The 17,777-nt window shown below is 73.1% G+C and carries 16 protein-coding genes; 9 read left to right on the top strand and 7 right to left on the bottom strand.

The features are described 5' to 3' along the window. Window positions 1-3: 3 nt before the first annotated feature. Complete coding sequence (locus ACWDGI_RS31415; RefSeq protein WP_450764765.1) at window positions 4-2,253, bottom strand: non-ribosomal peptide synthetase; 2,250 nt, start codon at window positions 2,251-2,253, stop codon at window positions 4-6. Continuing rightward, a complete protein-coding gene (gene vioD, locus ACWDGI_RS31410; protein WP_450764763.1) occupies window positions 2,250-3,386 on the bottom strand; it encodes a capreomycidine synthase in 1,137 nt (378 codons plus the stop codon). Before vioD ends, ACWDGI_RS31415 begins: the two co-directional genes overlap by 4 nt. Before the next feature lie 360 nt (window positions 3,387-3,746). On the opposite strand from vioD, the gene ACWDGI_RS31405 reads away from it, so the two are divergent. From ACWDGI_RS31405 to ACWDGI_RS31395, 3 genes are read left to right on the top strand one after another with little or no spacing between them, the layout of a single operon-like run. Continuing rightward, window positions 3,747-5,156 (top strand): MFS transporter, encoded by a 1,410-nt coding sequence (locus ACWDGI_RS31405; RefSeq protein WP_450764761.1) that lies wholly within the window; start codon window positions 3,747-3,749, stop codon window positions 5,154-5,156. Then, window positions 5,153-6,148: a phosphotransferase gene (locus ACWDGI_RS31400; RefSeq protein WP_450764759.1), complete on the top strand. Its 996-nt coding sequence runs from the start codon at window positions 5,153-5,155 to the stop codon at window positions 6,146-6,148. The genes ACWDGI_RS31405 and ACWDGI_RS31400 overlap by 4 nt, the downstream gene beginning before the upstream one ends. A gap of 53 nt (window positions 6,149-6,201) precedes the next feature. Next, window positions 6,202-6,678 (top strand): phosphopantetheine-binding protein, encoded by a 477-nt coding sequence (locus tag ACWDGI_RS31395; protein WP_450764757.1) that lies wholly within the window; start codon window positions 6,202-6,204, stop codon window positions 6,676-6,678. A 15-nt stretch (window positions 6,679-6,693) separates the two neighbouring features. On the opposite strand, the gene ACWDGI_RS31390 is transcribed toward ACWDGI_RS31395, so the two are convergent. Further along, window positions 6,694-7,527: an alpha/beta fold hydrolase gene (locus tag ACWDGI_RS31390; protein ID WP_450764755.1), complete on the bottom strand. Its 834-nt coding sequence runs from the start codon at window positions 7,525-7,527 to the stop codon at window positions 6,694-6,696. Between the two features lie 373 nt (window positions 7,528-7,900). Here ACWDGI_RS31390 and ACWDGI_RS31385 point away from each other — a divergent pair, with 373 nt between their 5' ends. Beyond that, window positions 7,901-8,164: a response regulator transcription factor gene (locus ACWDGI_RS31385; protein WP_450764753.1), complete on the top strand. Its 264-nt coding sequence runs from the start codon at window positions 7,901-7,903 to the stop codon at window positions 8,162-8,164. Window positions 8,165-8,350: 186 nt separating this feature from the next. Continuing rightward, window positions 8,351-8,524: a hypothetical protein gene (locus ACWDGI_RS31380; protein ID WP_450764751.1), complete on the top strand. Its 174-nt coding sequence runs from the start codon at window positions 8,351-8,353 to the stop codon at window positions 8,522-8,524. Window positions 8,525-8,817: 293 nt separating this feature from the next. Here ACWDGI_RS31380 and ACWDGI_RS31375 read toward each other — a convergent pair whose 3' ends face one another. The 3 genes from ACWDGI_RS31375 to ACWDGI_RS31365 all read right to left on the bottom strand — a co-directional run bounded on the left by ACWDGI_RS31375 (window position 8,818) and on the right by ACWDGI_RS31365 (window position 12,703). Beyond that, window positions 8,818-9,825: a zinc-dependent alcohol dehydrogenase family protein gene (locus tag ACWDGI_RS31375; protein WP_450764749.1), complete on the bottom strand. Its 1,008-nt coding sequence runs from the start codon at window positions 9,823-9,825 to the stop codon at window positions 8,818-8,820. A gap of 491 nt (window positions 9,826-10,316) precedes the next feature. After that, entirely contained in the window at window positions 10,317-11,738 is a 1,422-nt protein-coding gene (locus tag ACWDGI_RS31370; protein ID WP_450764747.1) for a DEAD/DEAH box helicase, read from the bottom strand. Window positions 11,739-12,007: 269 nt separating this feature from the next. Next, window positions 12,008-12,703: an SDR family NAD(P)-dependent oxidoreductase gene (locus ACWDGI_RS31365; protein WP_450764745.1), complete on the bottom strand. Its 696-nt coding sequence runs from the start codon at window positions 12,701-12,703 to the stop codon at window positions 12,008-12,010. Window positions 12,704-12,838: 135 nt separating this feature from the next. On the opposite strand from ACWDGI_RS31365, the gene ACWDGI_RS31360 reads away from it, so the two are divergent. Continuing rightward, window positions 12,839-13,765, top strand: a complete 927-nt coding sequence (locus tag ACWDGI_RS31360; RefSeq protein ID WP_450764743.1) for a helix-turn-helix transcriptional regulator — start codon at window positions 12,839-12,841, stop codon at window positions 13,763-13,765. Window positions 13,766-13,806: 41 nt separating this feature from the next. On the opposite strand, the gene ACWDGI_RS31355 is transcribed toward ACWDGI_RS31360, so the two are convergent. After that, window positions 13,807-14,568 carry a DeoR/GlpR family DNA-binding transcription regulator gene (locus ACWDGI_RS31355; RefSeq protein ID WP_450764741.1) on the bottom strand — a complete coding sequence of 254 codons (762 nt, stop codon included), beginning with the start codon at window positions 14,566-14,568 and terminating at the stop codon, window positions 13,807-13,809. Window positions 14,569-14,657: 89 nt separating this feature from the next. Between ACWDGI_RS31355 and ACWDGI_RS31350 the strand changes: the two genes are divergently transcribed. The 3 genes from ACWDGI_RS31350 (at window position 14,658) to ACWDGI_RS31340 (ending at window position 17,754) form a co-directional block, all read left to right on the top strand. Beyond that, the gene (locus ACWDGI_RS31350) at window positions 14,658-15,860 is read left to right on the top strand and encodes an MFS transporter (protein ID WP_450764739.1); all 1,203 of its coding nucleotides are present in this window, start codon (window positions 14,658-14,660) and stop codon (window positions 15,858-15,860) included. A 184-nt stretch (window positions 15,861-16,044) separates the two neighbouring features. Next, window positions 16,045-17,019, top strand: a complete 975-nt coding sequence (locus ACWDGI_RS31345) for a zinc-dependent alcohol dehydrogenase family protein (protein ID WP_450764737.1) — start codon at window positions 16,045-16,047, stop codon at window positions 17,017-17,019. Window positions 17,020-17,040: 21 nt separating this feature from the next. After that, window positions 17,041-17,754 carry an NADPH-dependent F420 reductase gene (locus tag ACWDGI_RS31340; RefSeq protein ID WP_450764735.1) on the top strand — a complete coding sequence of 238 codons (714 nt, stop codon included), beginning with the start codon at window positions 17,041-17,043 and terminating at the stop codon, window positions 17,752-17,754. Window positions 17,755-17,777 lie beyond the last annotated feature (23 nt).

Here is a 17,777-nt window from a genome sequence, read left to right as displayed (position 1 = left end):
AGTTCAGTCCTTATGTTCCTTAGGTGCGGCCGGTGGGAACGGTGTCGACACCGAGCGGGGCCGGGTCTGCGCCGCCGAGAGCCAGTGGGCGAGCCGGCGGGGGGTCGGGTGGTCGAAGACGGTCGTCGCACGCAGCCCGACGGTCCCGGGGAAGTCGGCGCGGAGCTCGGTGACCAGGCGCATGGCCAGGATCGACTGCCCGCCACCGGCGAAGAAGTCCGCGTCGACGCCGAACTCCGGGTCGTCGAGCAGGTCCCGGAAGCGCCGCAGGACGATGGGGAGCGGCTCGGATGCGACGGAGGCGGGCACGGGCGATGCGCCGGGGGCGGGGGCGGAGGCGCCAGGGGCGGGGGCCGGGGCGGATGCACCGAGGGCGGTAGCACCGAGGCCGAGGGCAGAGGCGCCGGGAGCCGGGGCGGAAGCACCGAGGCCGAGGGCAGAGGCGCCGGGAGCCGGGGCGGAAGCACCGAGGCCGGTAGCGCCGGGGGCGACGGCAGAGGCGCCGAGGGCGGAGGCGGAAGCACCGAGGCGGGTAGCACCGGGGGCGAGGGTGGCGGCCGCCGCGCGGTCGCCGTCCGCAGAGGCGCCGGAGGCGAGGGCGCCGTTCGCCGGAGCACCGGGCACCGGGACGACGCCGACGAGAGCACCGGGCGCCGTGTCGGGTCCGGGCACCGCCCGGCTCTCCGTGGCGAGCCGCGCGGCGAGGCCTCGGCGGTCGACCTTGCCGTGCGCGTTCTTCGGCAGGGCTCCCGTCCAGAACAGCCGCTGCGGGGCGGCCCAGCCCGGCAGTTCGGCGGTGACCCGGGCCAGCAGCCGGGCGCGCTGCTCGGCGGTGACCGGCAGCACGCCGTCCGGCGGTGGCGTCGGGGCCGGCCCGGCCGGGACCAGGCAGGCCAGCAGGGTGCTGCGGGTCCGGGCGTCCGCGAGGACGACGGCCTGGGCCACGGAGGGGTCGGCGGCGAGCAGGCGTTCCACCGAGGCGGGTTCCAGCCGGTGGCCGCGGATCTTCATCTGGTCGTCCACCCGGCCGTGGAACTCCACGTTGCCGTCGGGCAGGACGCGGCCGAGGTCGCCGGTGGCGTACAGCCGGCCGTCCCCGGGCCGGGGGCCGGTGACGAACCGCCGGGCGGTCTGCTCCGGGTCGCCGAGGTAACCGGAGGCCAGCGAGGGCCCGCCGATGTGGATCTCCCCGACCTCGCCGGGCGCCACGGGGTGCCGGCCGGGTCCGCGCACGTTCACCTCGGCGTTGGCGAGCGGCGTGCCGACGGGCACCTCGGCGGCGGCGTCCGCCAGCGGGCCCTGGTACATGGTGGAGGTCACGGTGCACTCGGTGAGCCCGTAGACGTGCACGAGCGCGGCCCGCCCGGCGCGCTCCCAGCGCCGCCAGTCGTCGGGGTCCATCCGCTCGCCGCCGACCAGCACCCGGCGCAGCGCGGGCGGGGTGGTCGTACCCCGGACGTCCAGCCAGTGCGCGTACTCGCGCCAGTACTGGGTGGACAGTTCCACGACGGTGACCTCGAGGTCGCCGAGCAGCGCGTGCAGCTCCTGGGGGTCCGGTACGGCGGTGCCGGGACGGCAGACGACGGTCCCGCCGCGGGCGAGCACCGGGAAGACCTCCTCCACGACCACGTCGAAGCCGAGAGAGGCCAGTTGCAGCCAACGGTCCCCCGGGCCGAGCGCCAGCCGGTCGGCGGCGGCCAGGGCGAAGCCGTGCAGCGCGTCCCGTCCGATCCCGACGGCCTTGGGCTCGCCGGTGGACCCGGAGGTGAACATCGCGTAGGCGGGACCGGCGGGCACGGCCGTACGGTCGCCCGGGTCGCCCCCGGCCGACTGCGGTGCCGGACCGTCCAGTTCGGGGCTCAGGTCGACCCACGGGGGCAGGCCGGTCCCGCTGGGCGCCGCACCCCGGCCCACGAGCAGAGCCGCGTCGACGCGGGCGCAGCGGGCGGCGCGGGCGGGCTCGGGGAGGTCGTCCTCCAGGACGGCGAAGGCGGCGCCCGCGGCGAGCGCGCCCAGCATGCCCACGACGGCGTCCAGCGGGGCGAGAGCGCCCAGCATCACGTACCGGCCCGGTCCGGCCCCGGCGGCGACCAGCCGCCCGGCCACGGCCCGTGCCGTCAGGTCGAGTTGACGGTAGGTCAGGGTGCGACGTCCGTCGGTGAGGGCGGGGCGGCCACCGTGCCGGGACACCACCTCACGCCAGAGCCGGGACAGGGCGTCGGCCCCGGCCGCCGTGCCGGACGCCCCCGTCACCGGCCACCTCCGTCGCGCAGGAACGCGGAGAGTGTCTCCAGTCCGTCGGTGAAGTCCTTCTCGGCGCCGCCGAATCCGAGCCGTACCGCTCCCTCGCGTCCGAAGGCGGTGCCGGGTACGAGCAACGTGCCGTACCGCTCGAGGAGTTCGGTGCAGAAGCGTGCGGAGTCCGGGACGCCGGGCAGTCCCAGCAGGCAGCAGACCCCGCCGCTCGGGGGCGTCCAGGCGACCAGGCCCTCGTGCTCGGCGACCCACTTCTCCAGCACGGTCAGATTGGCGCGGGCCTCGGTCCGCCGGGGACCGATCAGGGCGTCCGCCGAGCGCATCGCCGCGGTGGCGATCGCCTCCACCAACGGGGAGAGGAAGAGGGTGGTGCGGTCGCGCACGGTGAAACCGCGCTCGATCAGCTCCGGCGGGGCGACGCACCATCCGACCCGCAGGCCGGGCAGCCCGAACGCCTTGGAGAAGGTGCCGTAGCTGACGGTGTGCGGGTACCGCGTGCCGGGGTCGGGCAGCACCGGGCCGTTCCAGGCCATCTCCGCCGTCGCCGCGTCCCAGACCAGGACCGCGTCGATCTCCGCGACGCGGTCGATCAGCCGCCGGTAGGCGGTCGGGCTCAGGGTGACGCCCGTGGGATTGTGCGGGAAGTTGACGATCACGGCCCGGGTGTCCGGGGGGATCGCCCGCTCCAGGGCCCGGGGGTCGGTGTCGGCCGCGGTGAACGCGTCCAGGGACACGGGGTGCGGGACGCAGCCGGCCGCCTGCGGGTAGTGGGCGAGCGAGTGGTAGAGCATGTCGGGCAGCACCACCCGGTCGCCCGGCCCGAGCAGGGTCTCCAGGGTGAGGGCGATGGCCTCGCTGGAGCCGTGGGTGACCATGACGCGGTCGGCCTGCCCGGGAAGGTAGCGGTCGGCGATGGCCCGGCGCAGCTCGGGCGAGCCCTGCGAGGTGCTGTCGTCGACGAGGACGCCGTCGAGGTCCGTCGCCGCCAGGCCGGTCAGCCGGCGCAGTTCGGCGTAGGTGTAGGGGTGTACTCCGCTGGAGCTGATGTCCCGCTGCGCCTGCCCGAGCCGGCGCCGGTACCACTCCTCCAGTACCGGAGGCTCCGCAGGGCGCGCCGCATTTAATTCCATTCGAGTCCGTGACACGAAGAAAACCTCATCGGATTAGGGCTCGTGAAAATCGGTGAAGAGCGAGTTCAGGCACACACAATGCGCCTCGACTCGACGGGGGGAAATCGGTGCCGACTGCCCCAATTACATCAACAGGTGTGTGACGGTTACAAGTAACGCGAGTACGTGACAGGGTCCGCACCGCTGGTCGCACCGTCGCCCCCGCTGCCACCTGGGCGTCCGTTACAGCAGGCCGGAGCCCTGCGATCGCACGGGCGCCGGGGCGGCCACGCCGCGGGACGGTCCACCCGGCCGGCCGGGTCCCGGCCACTTTCCGGGGCCGTAGTGACCCGTCGAGTTTCCCATGGCACTATTGCCGCCATGCGCCCAAAAATTCCGGCCGACAGCATTCTGCGGCTGGGCGATTTCCGACAGATCTTTCTCGCGGACAGCATCAGTCAATTCGGCACGCAGATCCTGACACTGGCCCTGCCGCTGGTGGCCGTGGTCAGTCTGGACGCCTCCCCGCTTCAGGTGGGGGCCCTGTCGGCCGCCGAGTCACTGCCCTATCTGCTGGCGAGCGTCCCGGCCGGCGTATGGGCGGACCGGGTACGCAAGCGCCCGCTGCTGCTCGCCACGGACACCGCCCGCGCCGTGCTGCTGCTGTGGATTCCGATCGCCTGGTGGACCGGCGTCCTCACCGCCTCCCAACTCATCGTCATCGCGTTCGTGTTCGGGCTGCTCACGGTCTTCTTCGAGGTGGGGTACGCGAGTTACGTGCCCTCACTGGTGCCGCGGGAGCGGCTGATCGACGCGAACACCCGGCTCCAGGTCGTCCAGTCGGTGGCCCAGGCCGCGGGCCCGGGTGTCGGCGGGGCCCTGGTGCAGGCGCTGGCCGTGCCGGTGGCGGTGCTGGTGTCGATCGGCGGCTATCTGTGGTCGGCGGCCTGCGTGCTGTTCGTCCGGGGCCGGGAGCCGGTGCCCGTGCGCGCCGACGGCGAGGCCGCCTCCTGGCGGAAGGACGCCGCCGAGGGGCTGCGCGCGGTCCTGGGCGACGTGCTGCTGCGGCGGACCTCCCTCAGCACCGCCTGCTTCAACCTCTTCTGGAGCATGGGCACTCCGATGATCCCGGTGCTCCTCGCCGGCCAACTGGGCCTGGACGCGGGCGTGATCGGCCTGCTGCTGACCTTCGAGGGCGTCGGCGGCCTGCTCGGCGGCGTGCTGGCCGCGAAGGTGGCGCGGCGGCTGGGGCACGGTCCGGCGATCTGGACCGCCACGCTGGTGGCCGGCCTGGGGATCACGCTGGTGCCCCTGGTGGACACCGGCTGGCGGCTGTCCCTGGTCAGCCTGGGGCTGTTCGTCTCCTCGACGGGCATGGTCGTCTACAACGTCATCGTCGTCACCTTCCGGCAGTCCATCACCCCGGACCGGCTGCTCGGCCGGGTCAGCGCCTTCAACCGGCTGCTGGTCTGGAGCACCCTGCCGCTGGGCGCGGTACTCGGCGGCCTCTGCGGCCAACTCCTGGGCGCGCGCACGACGTTGTGGATCGCGGGGATCGCGACGACGCTGTCGTTCCTGTGGATCTACTGCTCGCCGCTGCGCACCCTGCGCGACATTCCCGAGGGATACCTCCTCGGCGGCTCCCTGCCGGGCACGGCACAGCAGCCGAAGGCCGGCGCCGGCGCGTCCGCCGCGACGGCCACTACCGCTACGACCGCCACGCCCGGTACGCCCGCCACGCCCGCCACGCCCGCCACGCCCGCCACGCCCGAACGGACGGAGTCCGCGTGACGCTCACCGATCCCCGTGAAGTCCTGGCCACCGCCCTGGAGTCGGCCGCGACCCGCGGACTGTCGCTGCGCCCGGGGACGGCGGTCCTCAACGACGCGGGCTGGGACTTCTGGGTGGTGGAGGTCCAGGACACCGAGGGGACCGAGTGGATCCTCCGGCTGCCGCGCCGCAACCGCAGTGCCGACCTGATCGCCGTCGAGGCCGCCGTGCTCACGGCGGTCCGCCCCGCGCTGCCGGTCGCCGTCCCGCGCTGGGAGCACGCCGACCGTGCCTTCATCGCCTACCGCAGACTCCGGGGCGCCCCCGCCGGGGCGGAGGACCAGGACAGCCTCCGCTACGAGTGGCACCCCGCGGCGGGCACCGGCCGGCCCGGCACGGACTATGTGACCTCCCTCGCCGCCGCCCTCGCCGCCCTGCACTGCGTGCCCGTCGAGGAGGCCGTGGACGCGGGCGTCCCGCCCCGCGAACTGGCCCAGGTGCGCGAGGATTTGGAGAGGAAGCTCGGAGAGGCCCGGACCGCCGTGCCGCTCCCCGAGCGCTGGTACGCACACGGGCGGACCTGGCTGGACGACGACCGGCACTGGACGCACGGCGTCCGGCTCACCCACGGCGACATGCACCCGGGACACACCCTCGTCGGCCCCGGCTCGGAGGGGGTGACCGGTGTCCTGGACTGGACGAACGCCGCGTTCGACGATCCGGCCGCGGACTTCGTCGACCAGTACCTGGCCGGCGGCCGACCGCTGCTCGACCGGCTGTTGTCGGCGTACCGCCGCGGCGGTGGCACGATCCGCCCGGGTCTGCGGGAGCGCGTCCTGCTGCGTGCCTCGTTCCGCTGGGCCCACGTGGGACTGCTGGGCGTACGCACCGACCGACCGGCACTGACCGCCGTGGCCCGCGAACGCCTCGCCGCACCACCGCCGGAGCCGGGAACCGCCCGGAAGCCCGTGGCACCGCCGGGCCCCGCCGCACCGCACCGGCCCACCCCATGACGACTCCCGCCCCGCACACCGGTTCCACCGAGCCCCAGAAGGAGAACGAAGCGATGACCATGACCGACGACGTCCACGCCCAGGCCCTGAAACTGGCCCGCACCTACCTGGGCCAGGACGCCCTGGACGGCGGCTGGTTCGAACTGGGCGGCTCCTCGCTGGACGCGGCCCGCCTGGTCAGCTCCCTGGAGCACGACCACGGCTGGGAGATCGCCCTCCAGGACCTCCTGACCGCCCCGTCGGTCGCCGGGCTGCTCGCCGCCCCCGTCACGCCCGGGTCCCCCGAGACACCGGAGCCGCCCGCCGCACCCGCACCCGCACCCGCACCACCCGCCGCCGCTCAGTCCACTCAGACCACCGCCAGCGCTCAGGCCGTGCCGGCGCCGGCCGAGGTCGCGTCCACGCCCGCCGCCTCCCCGGGCGCCGACGTCCTGTGGCCCGCGCTCGCCCGGCTCTCCGCGGCCGACCGGCTGGCCCTCGCCCACCGGTTGCTCGGGGACGTGCTGCGCGAGTCCGGCGAGCAGCGCTGACGCCCGACAAGCGGCTCAGGGCAGCGTGGTGAGGAACTTCAGCATCGCGTCGTTCACCTCCAAGGGCCGCTCCAGGTACCCGTAGTGCCCGCAGTCCGCGATCTCCGAGTACCGCCCCCGGGGAAACGCCTTGGCGACCTCCTCGCACAGGTGCGGCGGTACGACGATGTCGTGCCGGAAGCCCAGTACCAGCACCGGCACGGACACCCGGGCGAGCGCGGGGAGCCGGTCCTCCGGCTCCCCGCCGGCCGGGGCCGGCACGGGGGCCGTCCCGGCGCGCTCGGCGGCCTCGAACAGGTCGAGCCAGTCGAGCATCTCGTCCTCACGGCGCCAGGTGGCGGGCGAGAGGTTGAGCACGGCGCGCAGCCAGGCCGCGTAGCGGGGAGGCAGGCGCATCCCCTCGGCCGCCAGCTCCCGCTCCGCGTCGGCCATCGCCCGGCCGGACAGGTCGCCGCGCCCGCGGGTGGCCATCAGCACGGCCCCGGTCACCAGGTCCGGCCGGGCCAGCATGAGTTCCTGGACCACCTCTCCCCCGAACGAGGCCCCCACGACCCGGCACGCACCGATGCCCAACTCCGGCAACACCTGGGACAGTTCCGCCGCGACACGGCGCGGCCCCGGCGACACCGGCGCCACCGACAGCTCTGCCATCTCCGACGGCACCGACGGATCCCGCACCGGTCTGCGGTCGAGGCTGAGGACCCGGAAGCCGGCCGCACGCAGCGCGGGCACCTGGTGCAGGTCCCAGACCCGCCCGGGCGCCCCGCTGCCCGCGACGAGCAGCACGGGCTCCCCCTCACCCTCGTCCCGTACGACGAACTCCGCGCCCTCCACCGGCAGCGTGCGCACGTGCCCTCCTCGCAGTCGGTCCCGGCGCCGACGACCGGTCCCGCCGGCCCCCGACCAGCCGTCATGCTAGGGCGGCCCAGGTCAGGGGCCAGGTGCGGACGGGCACACGATCGCCACTTCGCGCCGTTATCCCGTTATGTCCCCTCCTCCTCTTCTTGCACGACAGCTTGATGACCGGCCTGCCGGCCTCGCTGGGCCCCGCTCCCGGGCCAGGATTTCCTCCCGGAGGGCCGAGCCCGGCAGACCCGGCTCTCCGGGCATCGTCCGGGATCCCTCTCCCGACTCGCTCACCCCGGCACCGCGCACCACGAATACGCGGTCCGGCGCCACCGGAGACGGCTACTCGCCTCACGACCAGGAGGGCTGCAAGCGAATGGACCACGCTGTCACCGCCCCGGCCGCGCCACTGAGCCGACGGGAGCGACAGGTGCTCGTGCACATGGCGGACGGGCTGACGTACGACGCGATAGCCCAGCGCATGGCACTCAGCCGGCACACCGTGGACACCTACATCCGGCGCATCCGGGCGAAGACCGGCGCGCGCAACCGCATGCAGTTGCTGATGTGCGCCCTGCCGCTCATGGCCGGCTCGGTCGGCGCGGCCGGCGCGGCGCCCGAGCCGGCCCACCACGACTGAACAGCGCGTCCTTTCGGCCGCTGTGGCATCGCGCCGAGGCCAGAACCCGATCACGGAGCAACAGAGACCGTTCCGTTGCCGTCCAAGAGCACGGGGGATTCGGCAGGGCAGTGCGCCCCGGCACCGCAGCGCCACTCGAAGAAGAACGAAGCACGGGCAACGAGGCACCAGTACAGGAGATTTGTGATGAAGCGTCTGATCTGCGCACAGCGAATCCGGATCTGTGCGGCGGTCACCGCCCTTGTGGCATTCGGTTTCCTGGGGGTCGTCCAGCACACGGAGACCGCACGGCCGCATTCCGTCACGACGGCGGACTGCGTCCCCCAGACCCGCTGCGACGACACGTCCTGGGGCGGCTGACCACACCAGGGCGGCCCACGGGCCCGGTCACGCCGCGGACTCCCCCGCCGCGGCGCGACCGGGCTCCGCTGCGCGGGCCTCGGCCTGTCGTCGAGCACCTTCCCGAAGCCGTGCACACGGCACTCCCGCGCGCCGGTTCCACTCCGACGCGTGCGCGAGCCGTACGACGGTCGCGGCTCACCGGGCCCGGGAGAACAGGAGTCCTTCGTCGACCGCTCGCCCGAAGGGGCCGACGAGCAGGCTCACCCGGTGATGGACAGCCCGGTTCGGCCCCTCCTGACGGGCGGTCCGGTTCACGCCGTCGCGTCGTCGTGGGTGACGGTGACGACGATCTTGCCGACATGGCCGTTGGCCGCCATGTAACGGTGGGCCTCGACGATGTCCGTGAGGTCGAAGGTGCGGTCCACGACCGGGGCGAAGGAGCCCGAGGTGAGACCCGCGTTGACGAACGCGACCGCGCGGCGCAGGCGCTCGGGGTTCGTGGTGATCTCGAAGAGGGTGTAGGTGCTGCTGTTCAGCGCCGGGTAGGACTGTGCGTTGGGCAGCGGGGTGGGGCGCGGGTCGAGCGCGCCGTAGACGACGAGGAAACCGCCGGGGGCGATGCCCTGGGCGATGGTCTCGACGCCGGGGCCGGCGATCGGGTCGAAGGCCAGGCGGACGCCCTCGCCGTGGGTGATCTCCTTGATCCGGGCGGGCAGGTCCTCGTCGTCGGTGACGATCACATGGGCCGCTCCGGCGTCCAGGAGGCGCTGCTTCTTGCCGGGGCCGCGCGTGGTGACGATCGGGATCGCGCCGATGTGGCGGGCGACCTGGATGGCGGCCAGGCCGACACTGCTGGAGGCCGCCGTGATGAGGACGTGGTCCCCGGGGCGCACCCGGCCGCTCTCGGCCAGCGGGCCGTAGGCGGTGATGTAGGCCATCCACACGGCTGCCGCCCGGGCGGCCTCGACGTCCGCCGGGCGAGGCACCACGGCCGAGGCCGGAACGACGACGTGGTCGCCGTAGGTGCCGTACTCGCTCTGCAGAAACGCCGGCACGACCGCGACCGGGTCGCCCTCGGCGAAACCGTCCACGCCCTCGCCGACGGCCTCGACCACGCCCGCGGCCTCGTAGCCGAGCGAGGAGGGGAAGCGCGGCCGGTCGAAGTAACTGCCTTCGCGGAACATGATCTCGGCCCGGTTGAGGCCGATCGCGTCGACGCGGATCCGTAGTTCCGCGGCGCCGGGAGCACCCACTTCGACGTCGCGGAGGGTCAGGACCTCGGGGCCGCCGAGCCGGTCGAACTGTACGAGTCTTGCCATGGCGCATCCGTCCTGGGGGCGGGAGTGGGGGAAGTGCACCGAACCTGTCCGGTGCCGACATTCACCTTGCCCCAATGTTTGATGGCCGTCAAATCTTGATGACTGTCGAAGTAAGCGTCCGCCGGAGCGTCCCCGCACGCCATGCGGCCGGCACCGCAGGCACCGCAGGCACCGAGCCGCTGCCGGGGCTGGACCGGATGGCCGACCCCGAACGACTGCTGATCGTGGGCACGCCGTCCGAGCTGTTGTTCTGGGGCGGCTGCGCGCGGGATGAGTACGGGGTACGGGGCCCCGGGAGATCATCGGACGGCTCACGGCCCTGGGCGGCAGCGTCGGCCTGGGCGGCCCGATCGCCGACCAGTCGGCGGCGCTGCGGTTGCTGCTGCCCCAGGCGGATCGGCAGCGGGAACTGCGCCGCGAGTTCCTGGTACGGCAGTTCGCGGTCACCGCGGAGGTCCTCCGTACCACAGCCGGCATCCGGGAAGCCGGGCTCAGCCGCCGCGCCGCACCCGGGCCGCCTCGCGGGCCTCCGCGAGCTTGCGGGCCTCGCTGGTCTTGCGGGACGGCCTGCCACCGGAGCCGCCCTTCGCGTCCTTGGTGCTGCCGAGGCCACGGAACGGGGCGTTGTGGTTCTTGGGGCGCGGCACGGCCGGCCCCCCGTCGAGAGGCTTGCCGGAGGGGGCCTTGGCGCCGGTGATCCGGCTCAGCTCCGCCTCGCCGGACCGCACCTTGGTGACCTTCGGGGCGACACCGGCGTCCGCCATCACCTGGCTCGTCTCGCGGCGCTGTCCCGACAGGACGAGTGTCACGACGGTGCCGGAGCGGCCGGCCCGGGCCGTGCGGCCCGCACGGTGCAGATAGTCCTTCGGGTCGGTGGCCGGGTCGACGTTGACCACGAGGTCGAGGTCGTCGACGTGCAGGCCGCGTGCGGCGACGTTCGTCGCCACCAGCGCGGTGACCTGCCCGTTCTTGAACTGGGCCAGGGTACGGGTGCGCTGCGGCTGGGACTTCCCGCTGTGCAGGGCGGCGGCGGCCACGCCGCTGGCCCGCAGATGCCGGGTGACCTGGTCGACGCCGTGCTTGGTGTCCAGGAACAGCAGGACGCGGCCGTCCCGGGCGGCGATCTCCGTGGTCACGGCGTACCGGTCCGGGCCGTGCACGACGAAGACGTGGTGTTCGATCGCGGAGACCGCGCTGGACGAGGGGTCCACGGAGTGGACGGCGGGGTCGCGCAGGTAGTCCCGCACCAGCTGGTCGACATCGCGGTCGAGGGTGGCGGAGAACAGCATCCGCTGCCCGTCGGGGCGCACCTGGTCCAGGGCTTCGGTGACCTGCGGCAGGAACCCCATGTCACACATCTGGTCGGCCTCGTCCAGGACCGTGATGCGCACCTGCCCCAGCCGGCATGCCTTGCGGTCGATGAGGTCGTGCAGTCGGCCGGGCGTGGCGACGACGATCTCGGCGCCGTCCCGCAGCACGGCGGCCTGCCGTCCGATGGACACTCCGCCCACCACGGTCGCGAGCCGCAGCCGCAGCGCCTCGGCGTACGGGGTGAGCACCTCACCGACCTGCTGCGCCAGCTCCCTGGTGGGCACCAGAACGAGCGCCAGCGGCTCCTTGGGCTGCGCGCGCCGCCCGGCCGTCCGGGCGAGCATCCCCAGGCCGAAGGCGAGCGTCTTGCCGGAGCCGGTGCGGCCCCGGCCCAGGACGTCCCGTCCCGCGAGCGCGTTCGGCAGTGCCGCCGCCTGGATGGGGAAGGGCACCGTCACACCGTGCTCGTCGAGCGCCCGCAGGATCTCGGCCGGCAGCCCCAGCTCCGCGAAGGACGCCGCCGGGGACGGAGCCGCGGTGGCGTCCGACGCCTCGGACACCTCGTCCTGCTGCCGGGCACCGGCACGTGCTGATTCGCTCACAGAAAGCCTTCCTCCGAAGGGACCGTACCGAGGAAGGCGCGGCGGGGACGCGGCCACCGGCCAGGAACCGCGAACCGGGCACCGACACAGCGACGCTGCAAACGGTCCACGCTAGCACGGGCCCCACCGCCCGGGCCTCCCACGGCCGCACCGCTCAGTCGCGGAACGACAGCCGGACCTGCCGGTGCGGTCGTCCCGACGCAGGGCACAGGCCGAGGGGCAGCAGGCCGTCCCGCGCATGCTGCCCCTCTGGCCCGGTCGGCGCCGGCTCAGGCCCCGTTGAAGCGCTCGTCGACGAAACCCGGCTTGGCGTCGTCGACCGCCCGCCGGTACCGCTCGGCGATGTGCTCGGGGTCGAACGGGGTGCCCGGCTCGACCGCCCCGTTGACCGTGAGGGTGAGGACCCGGATGCCGTCGTCGGCCAGCTGGGTGCCCAGCAGGTTCGCGGCCCCGCGCAGCCCCAGCTTGCCCAGGGACAGCGTGGCGAGGTTCGGGAGCGGCTGGTCGGCCAGACCGCCACCGGTGAACAGCAGCGTGCCGCCGCCGGCGGCTCGCATGGCCGGCACCGCGACCTGGGCGGCCACCACCCCGCCGACGACGTTCACGGCGTAGGCGCTCAGCAGGTCCTCGGGCGCGGCGGACAGGAGGTCGTCGGGCGTCAGCCGGGCAACGTTGTACAGCACGACGCCGGGCGGGTTCGGGGCCGCGTAGAGCGAGCTCAACGCCTCGCGCAGCTGCTCGGGATCGGCCGCGTCGACGCCTACGACGGCGACCTCGGCCCCGGTTGAGCGCAGGTCGGCGGCGAGCTCCTCGAGCTTGTCCCGGTGCCGGGCGGCCAGGGTCACCCGGTAGCCGTCCCGGGCGAAGCGACGGGCGGTGGCGGCGCCGATACCGGGTCCGGCACCGATCACGAGGAGGTGGCGTGCGTCTGCGGGATGCGGCGAGGGGGACGTGACGGCGGACACGGTAGGAGCGCTCCTTCAGGGCAGGGTGCACAAGGCCGATGGCCGTATCGTTTCGGGCCTCAAGACCGGTATCAAGTCACTCCTGATGCTAGTTCCAGAAGTGTGCGGGGGCTGGCCGGCCACTGGAGGATCCCGATGGTTGTGTACACCGTGCCGCGGCCCGTGGAACCGGCCGACCCGTCGCCCGGTGCCGGAAACGCCGTCGGTCCCGAGAACCTCGGCGACTCCGACGGCGCGGCTGCCCGGCGCCGAGAGCTCGCCGTCTTCCTGCGCAGCCGCCGCGAGCGCATCTCGCCGAGCGAGCTGGGAATCGTGGCGACCGGTCGGCGGCGCACCCCCGGTCTGCGCAGGGAGGAGGTCGCTCAGCACGCCGGGATGAGCGTCACCTGGTACACGGCCCTGGAGCAGGCCCGTGACGTGCGCCCCTCGCCGCAGGTACTCGCCGCGCTCGCCCGCACGCTGCGCCTGGACCACGACGAGCGCCACCACCTCTACCGGCTCGCCGGTGCCGCGGACGACGCGGTGGTCGCGGAGTGCAGCGCCGTGAGCGCCGAGTTGCACGCCGTGCTGGACAAGCTCGACCCGTACCCCGCCTGTGTCCAGAACGGCAGGTTCGACCTGCTCGCCTACAACAGCGCGATGCGCCTGCTGATCACCGACCTCGACGAGGTGCCGATCGCACAGCGCAACTGCGTCTGGCTCACCTTCACCGAGCCTCGCTGGCGCGAGCGCGTCGTCGACTGGGAGCAGGCCGCGGCCCGCCAGGTCGCGAACCTGCGCGTGGCCATGGCCGAGCACGTCGGCGACGGCCGATGGAGGGCGCAGGTTTCGCGGCTGCGCGCGGAGTCGTCGGAGTTCGCCGAACTGTGGGACCGGCACTCCGTCCGTGGCGTCGACGCCGGTGTGCTGCGCCGGATCGACCACCCGGTGATCGGCCGGATGACCTTCACCGTCTCCAACACCTGGGTCGCGCCCGGCTCGACGACCCGGCTGCAGGTGCTGCTCCCCGCGGACCCCCACACCGTCGAGCGACTGACCAGGCTGGTCGCCGACGCCACCTGAGCCCGCCCCACGCTCGGCCGGCCCGGTTGCCGACGGTCTTGTCAGACGGTCTTGACGACGGTGCCCGTGCCTTCGAGCGCGGTGACCTCGTCGTCGGGTGCCGTGGTGTCGGTGACGAGGGTGTGCAGGAGTGTGGAGGGGCCGACGAAGGCGTAGGCGGTGTGGCCGAGCTTGCTGCCGTCGGCGGCGACGATGATGCGGCGCGTGGAGGCGATGCCGGCCTTCTTCACGGCCGCGTCGTCGAGGTCGTAGGCGGTCAGGCCCTGGGCCGCGCTGAGACCGCAGCAGCCCATGACGGCGGTGTCGAAGCGGAGTGCCGCCAGGGACGCGAGGGTGAGGGGGCCGGTGAGGGCTCCCTCGGTGGCCCGTGGCTGCCCGCCGGGCACCATCAGCGTGGCCGGGCCCGGGCCCTCGCCGAACACATGGATGGCCTGCAGGGACAGGGGCATCACGGTGACCGGCCGCCGGCGCAGCAGGTGGGCGATCTCCAGGCAGGTGGTGCCGCTGTCGAGGAGGACGGTCTCGCCGTCGGCGATGAGCGAGGACACCTCGGCCGCGATGCGGCGCTTGGCGTCGACGGCCTCGTGAGCACGCAGCGCGAAGGGCGGCTCCTCACCCCTGAGCAGCAGGGTGCGCGCCCCGCCACGGACCCGCTCGAGGACGCCCTGCGCGGCCAGCGCGTCGAGGTCACGCCGGATGGTCATCTCGGAGGCACCGGTCAGTTCGACGAGTTCCTGGACCGTGATCCTTCCCGTCTCTCTGACGGCCTGCGCGATCACCCCGTGCCGGTCTGCGTTGCTCATACCGCGATTGAACACCCCGCGAAACGAACATTCAATGTGTGCGAAGCGACGATATTCAACCGCTCATGGTGTTCGTTACGGTGGCGGCCATGAGTGATTCGCTGCGAGCCGCCCGAACAGCAACCTTTGTCTACTTCAGCCTGTGCGGAACCCTGATGGGCACCTGGGTGGTGAACATCCCCGCCGTCGAGGAACGCGTGGGCATCACCCACGCGACGCTCGGGGGGCTGCTGGTGCTGCTGGGGCTGGGAGCCTTCCTCGGCATGCAGGTGGCCGGGCGTCTGACCGACTCCCTCGGGGCGCGCATCGTCGTACCCGCCACCGGCGTGCTGTGCAGTGCGGCCCTGGTGCTGCCCGGCCTTCCCCGGGAGCCGTGGACGCTGGCAGCCGCTCTGCTGGTCTTCGGATTCTGCAACGGCTGCCTGGACGTGAGCATGAACGCCCACGCCGTGCACGTGGAGAAGGCGTACGGCCGGCCCGTCATGTCGGCCTTCCACGCCACGTTCTCGGCCGGCGGCGTCCTCGCGGCGCTGGTCGGAGCGGCTGCCGCGAGCGCCGGCCTGAGCCCGGTCGCGGGCATGGCCGCCATGGGAGCCCTGGGCATCGCGATCGCCCTGGTGTCGGCACGTGCCCTGCTGCCGACCGCACCCACCGCCGCCGGCACCGGCTCCGCCGGGGAGACCGAGCGGGCGCCGGCCGCCGGGCGCCGCGCCACCAGCAGGCGCATCTGGATCCTCGCCGCCCTGGCTCTGATGGTCATGCTGTGCGAGGGAGCCGCCAACGACTGGAGCGCCCTGCACCTCAAAGACGTCCTGGGCGCACCCGCGAGCACCGCCGCCTTCGCGTACGGCACCTTCGCGGCGACCATGACCATCGGCCGGCTGCTCGCCGACCGCCTCGTCGCCCGGTTCGGGTCCATGGCGGTCCTGCGCCACGGCGCGGCGACGGCTGCCGTCGGGATCACGGTCGTGACCGTCTCCCCGTGGATATGGGCCGCGTTCGCGGGGTGGGCGCTGTTCGGTCTGGGGCTGTCTGGCTGTGTCCCGCAGTTGTTCAGCGCGGCAGGACATGCCGACCCCTCCGCTGCGGGGGCCAATGTCTCCCGCGTCGCCGGGTTCGGCTACGTCGGGATGCTCGCCGGCCCCGCCGCCATCGGCTGGCTGACCCACCTCGTCGCCCTGAACCACGCGTTCGTGCTGCTGATCCTGCTGTGCGCGATCACCGCCGTGGCCGCCGGGATCCTGCGCGCCGGATCCGACCGCCCGCGCGAGATGGCAGCAAGCAGCGGCTGAACGCCGACCAGCTGACCCCAGAACCAGTTGCTCTCCGGTTGCAGGGACCCGGTTCGGGTTCTTTACTGGTAGGTACAAATCCCACTGAACCGTGCGGTCCCCGAGATGGCGCGGCGGAGTGTTCCGTCGTCGGCGAGGGCGTCACAAGGTGGACCGGCATGGATGCCCGTAGGAGTCGTGTCCCATGCTCGCCATTCACCTCACCCGGTTCGGGGAGCCGGAGAAGACCCTGAAAGTGGTGGACGTTCCCGAGCCCCCGGCTCCCGCCGCCGGACAGGCGCTGGTGCAGGTCGAGTACGCCCCGCTCGACCACCACGATCTTCTCCTGGCGCAAGGTGTCTACCCGGTACGCCCTGAGCTGCCGACGGCCATCGGAAACGAGGGCGTCGGGACGGTCGTGTCCGTAGGGCCCGGTGTCGTGGAGGTCGGCCCCGGCGAGAGGGTCCTGCTGCCCTTCGGCGTCTTCTCCTGGTCCGAGCGGGTGGTGGCCGAGGCGGCAGACCTGACCGTCGTGGACAAGTCCATCGGTCTCGAACAGGCGGCGATGCTCACCATCAATCCCGTCAGCGCGGGGCTCCTGGTCGGCCTGCGTGACCTCGCGGCCGGCTCCTGGGTGGTGCAGAACGCGGCCAACAGCGGGGTGGGCCGGTCTGTCATCGTGTTCGCCAAGGAGCGAGGGCTGCGCACGATCAACATCGTTCGCCGCGTGGAACTCGTGAGCGAACTCCGTGCTCTCGGCGCCGACATCGTCGTCGTCGACTCGGCGGACGCCGGCGCGCGCGTGCGGGAGGCCATCGGCTCCGATCCCGTGCTACTCGGCCTCGACGGTGTCAGCGGTGCGGCGACCGCACTGCTGCTGGACGTACTGACCGACGGCGCCCTGCTGGCGATCTACGGGTATACGAGCGGCCGGCCGTTCACGCCCGATCCTGAGGTGCTGAGAACGAAGAACATCACCACGACGGAATTCTGGATGTACCAGGACGAGTTCCTGCCACGGCTTCCGGCTCTGAACGCGGAGTCCGCGCGGCTGGTCTCCGAGGGAAGACTCGTCCTGCCCTCCGCGCCCGTCTACAAGGCGGCGGATTTTCCCGAGGCACTCGCGTACTTCCGGGAGAAGGGCAAGGTCCTCCTGGACTTCAACCCGCATCGCGCGTAGGCGCCGCCGCACCTGCCGCCGATGCCGGGACCATCCCGGCAGGAAACGGCCGGAGCGGTTCACACAGCCGCTGCCGGGGCGCCGGCACGACGCCCGGCACGATCAAGGGTGGGCAGCATGGCCGCACAGAGCACCATCGGCATTCTCGGCGCGGGAGAGATCGGCCGGGCCGTCGCCGACAAGGCCGTCCGTCACGGGCACGAGGTACTCATCGGCAACAGCCGGGGCCCGGAGACACTCGAGGCGGTCGTAGCGCAGTTGGGGCCGAAGGCCCACGCGGTGACGGCCGAGGAGGCGGCGCAGCCGGACCTCGTCTTCCTGGCGGTGCCGTTCTCCGCGGTGCCGGACCTGACCGGCCTCACCGACTGGTCCGGGAAGACGGTCGTCGACACGACGAATCAGTTCGCGGCGGCCAACCCCTGGAGGGGCCGGTACGACGTCGGCGACCTCACGGGCAGCGAGTGGGTCGCCGGGCGGCTTCCCGGAGCGCGGGTCGTGAAGGCGTTCAACAGCCTGTTCGCCGCGTTCATCGCCGCGGACCCCCGGCACGAGGAAGGCCGTCAGGTGGTCTTCTACGCGGGCGACGACGCCGACGCGAAGGCGGCCGTGGCCGGCTTGCTCGACGAATTCGGGTTCGCTGCCCTGGACCTCGGCGGTCTGCGGGAGGGCGGCCGGCTGATGCAGCTCGACGGCCCGCTCAGCGCGAAGCACCTGCTGCTCATGGACGTCGGCTGACGCCCCGGCCGTGCCCCATACGC

This window comes from Streptomyces sp. NPDC001220, from assembly GCF_053597895.1.
Note: the sequence above shows the minus strand (reverse complement) of the source record. Positions and strands in the feature narration are given on the sequence as shown.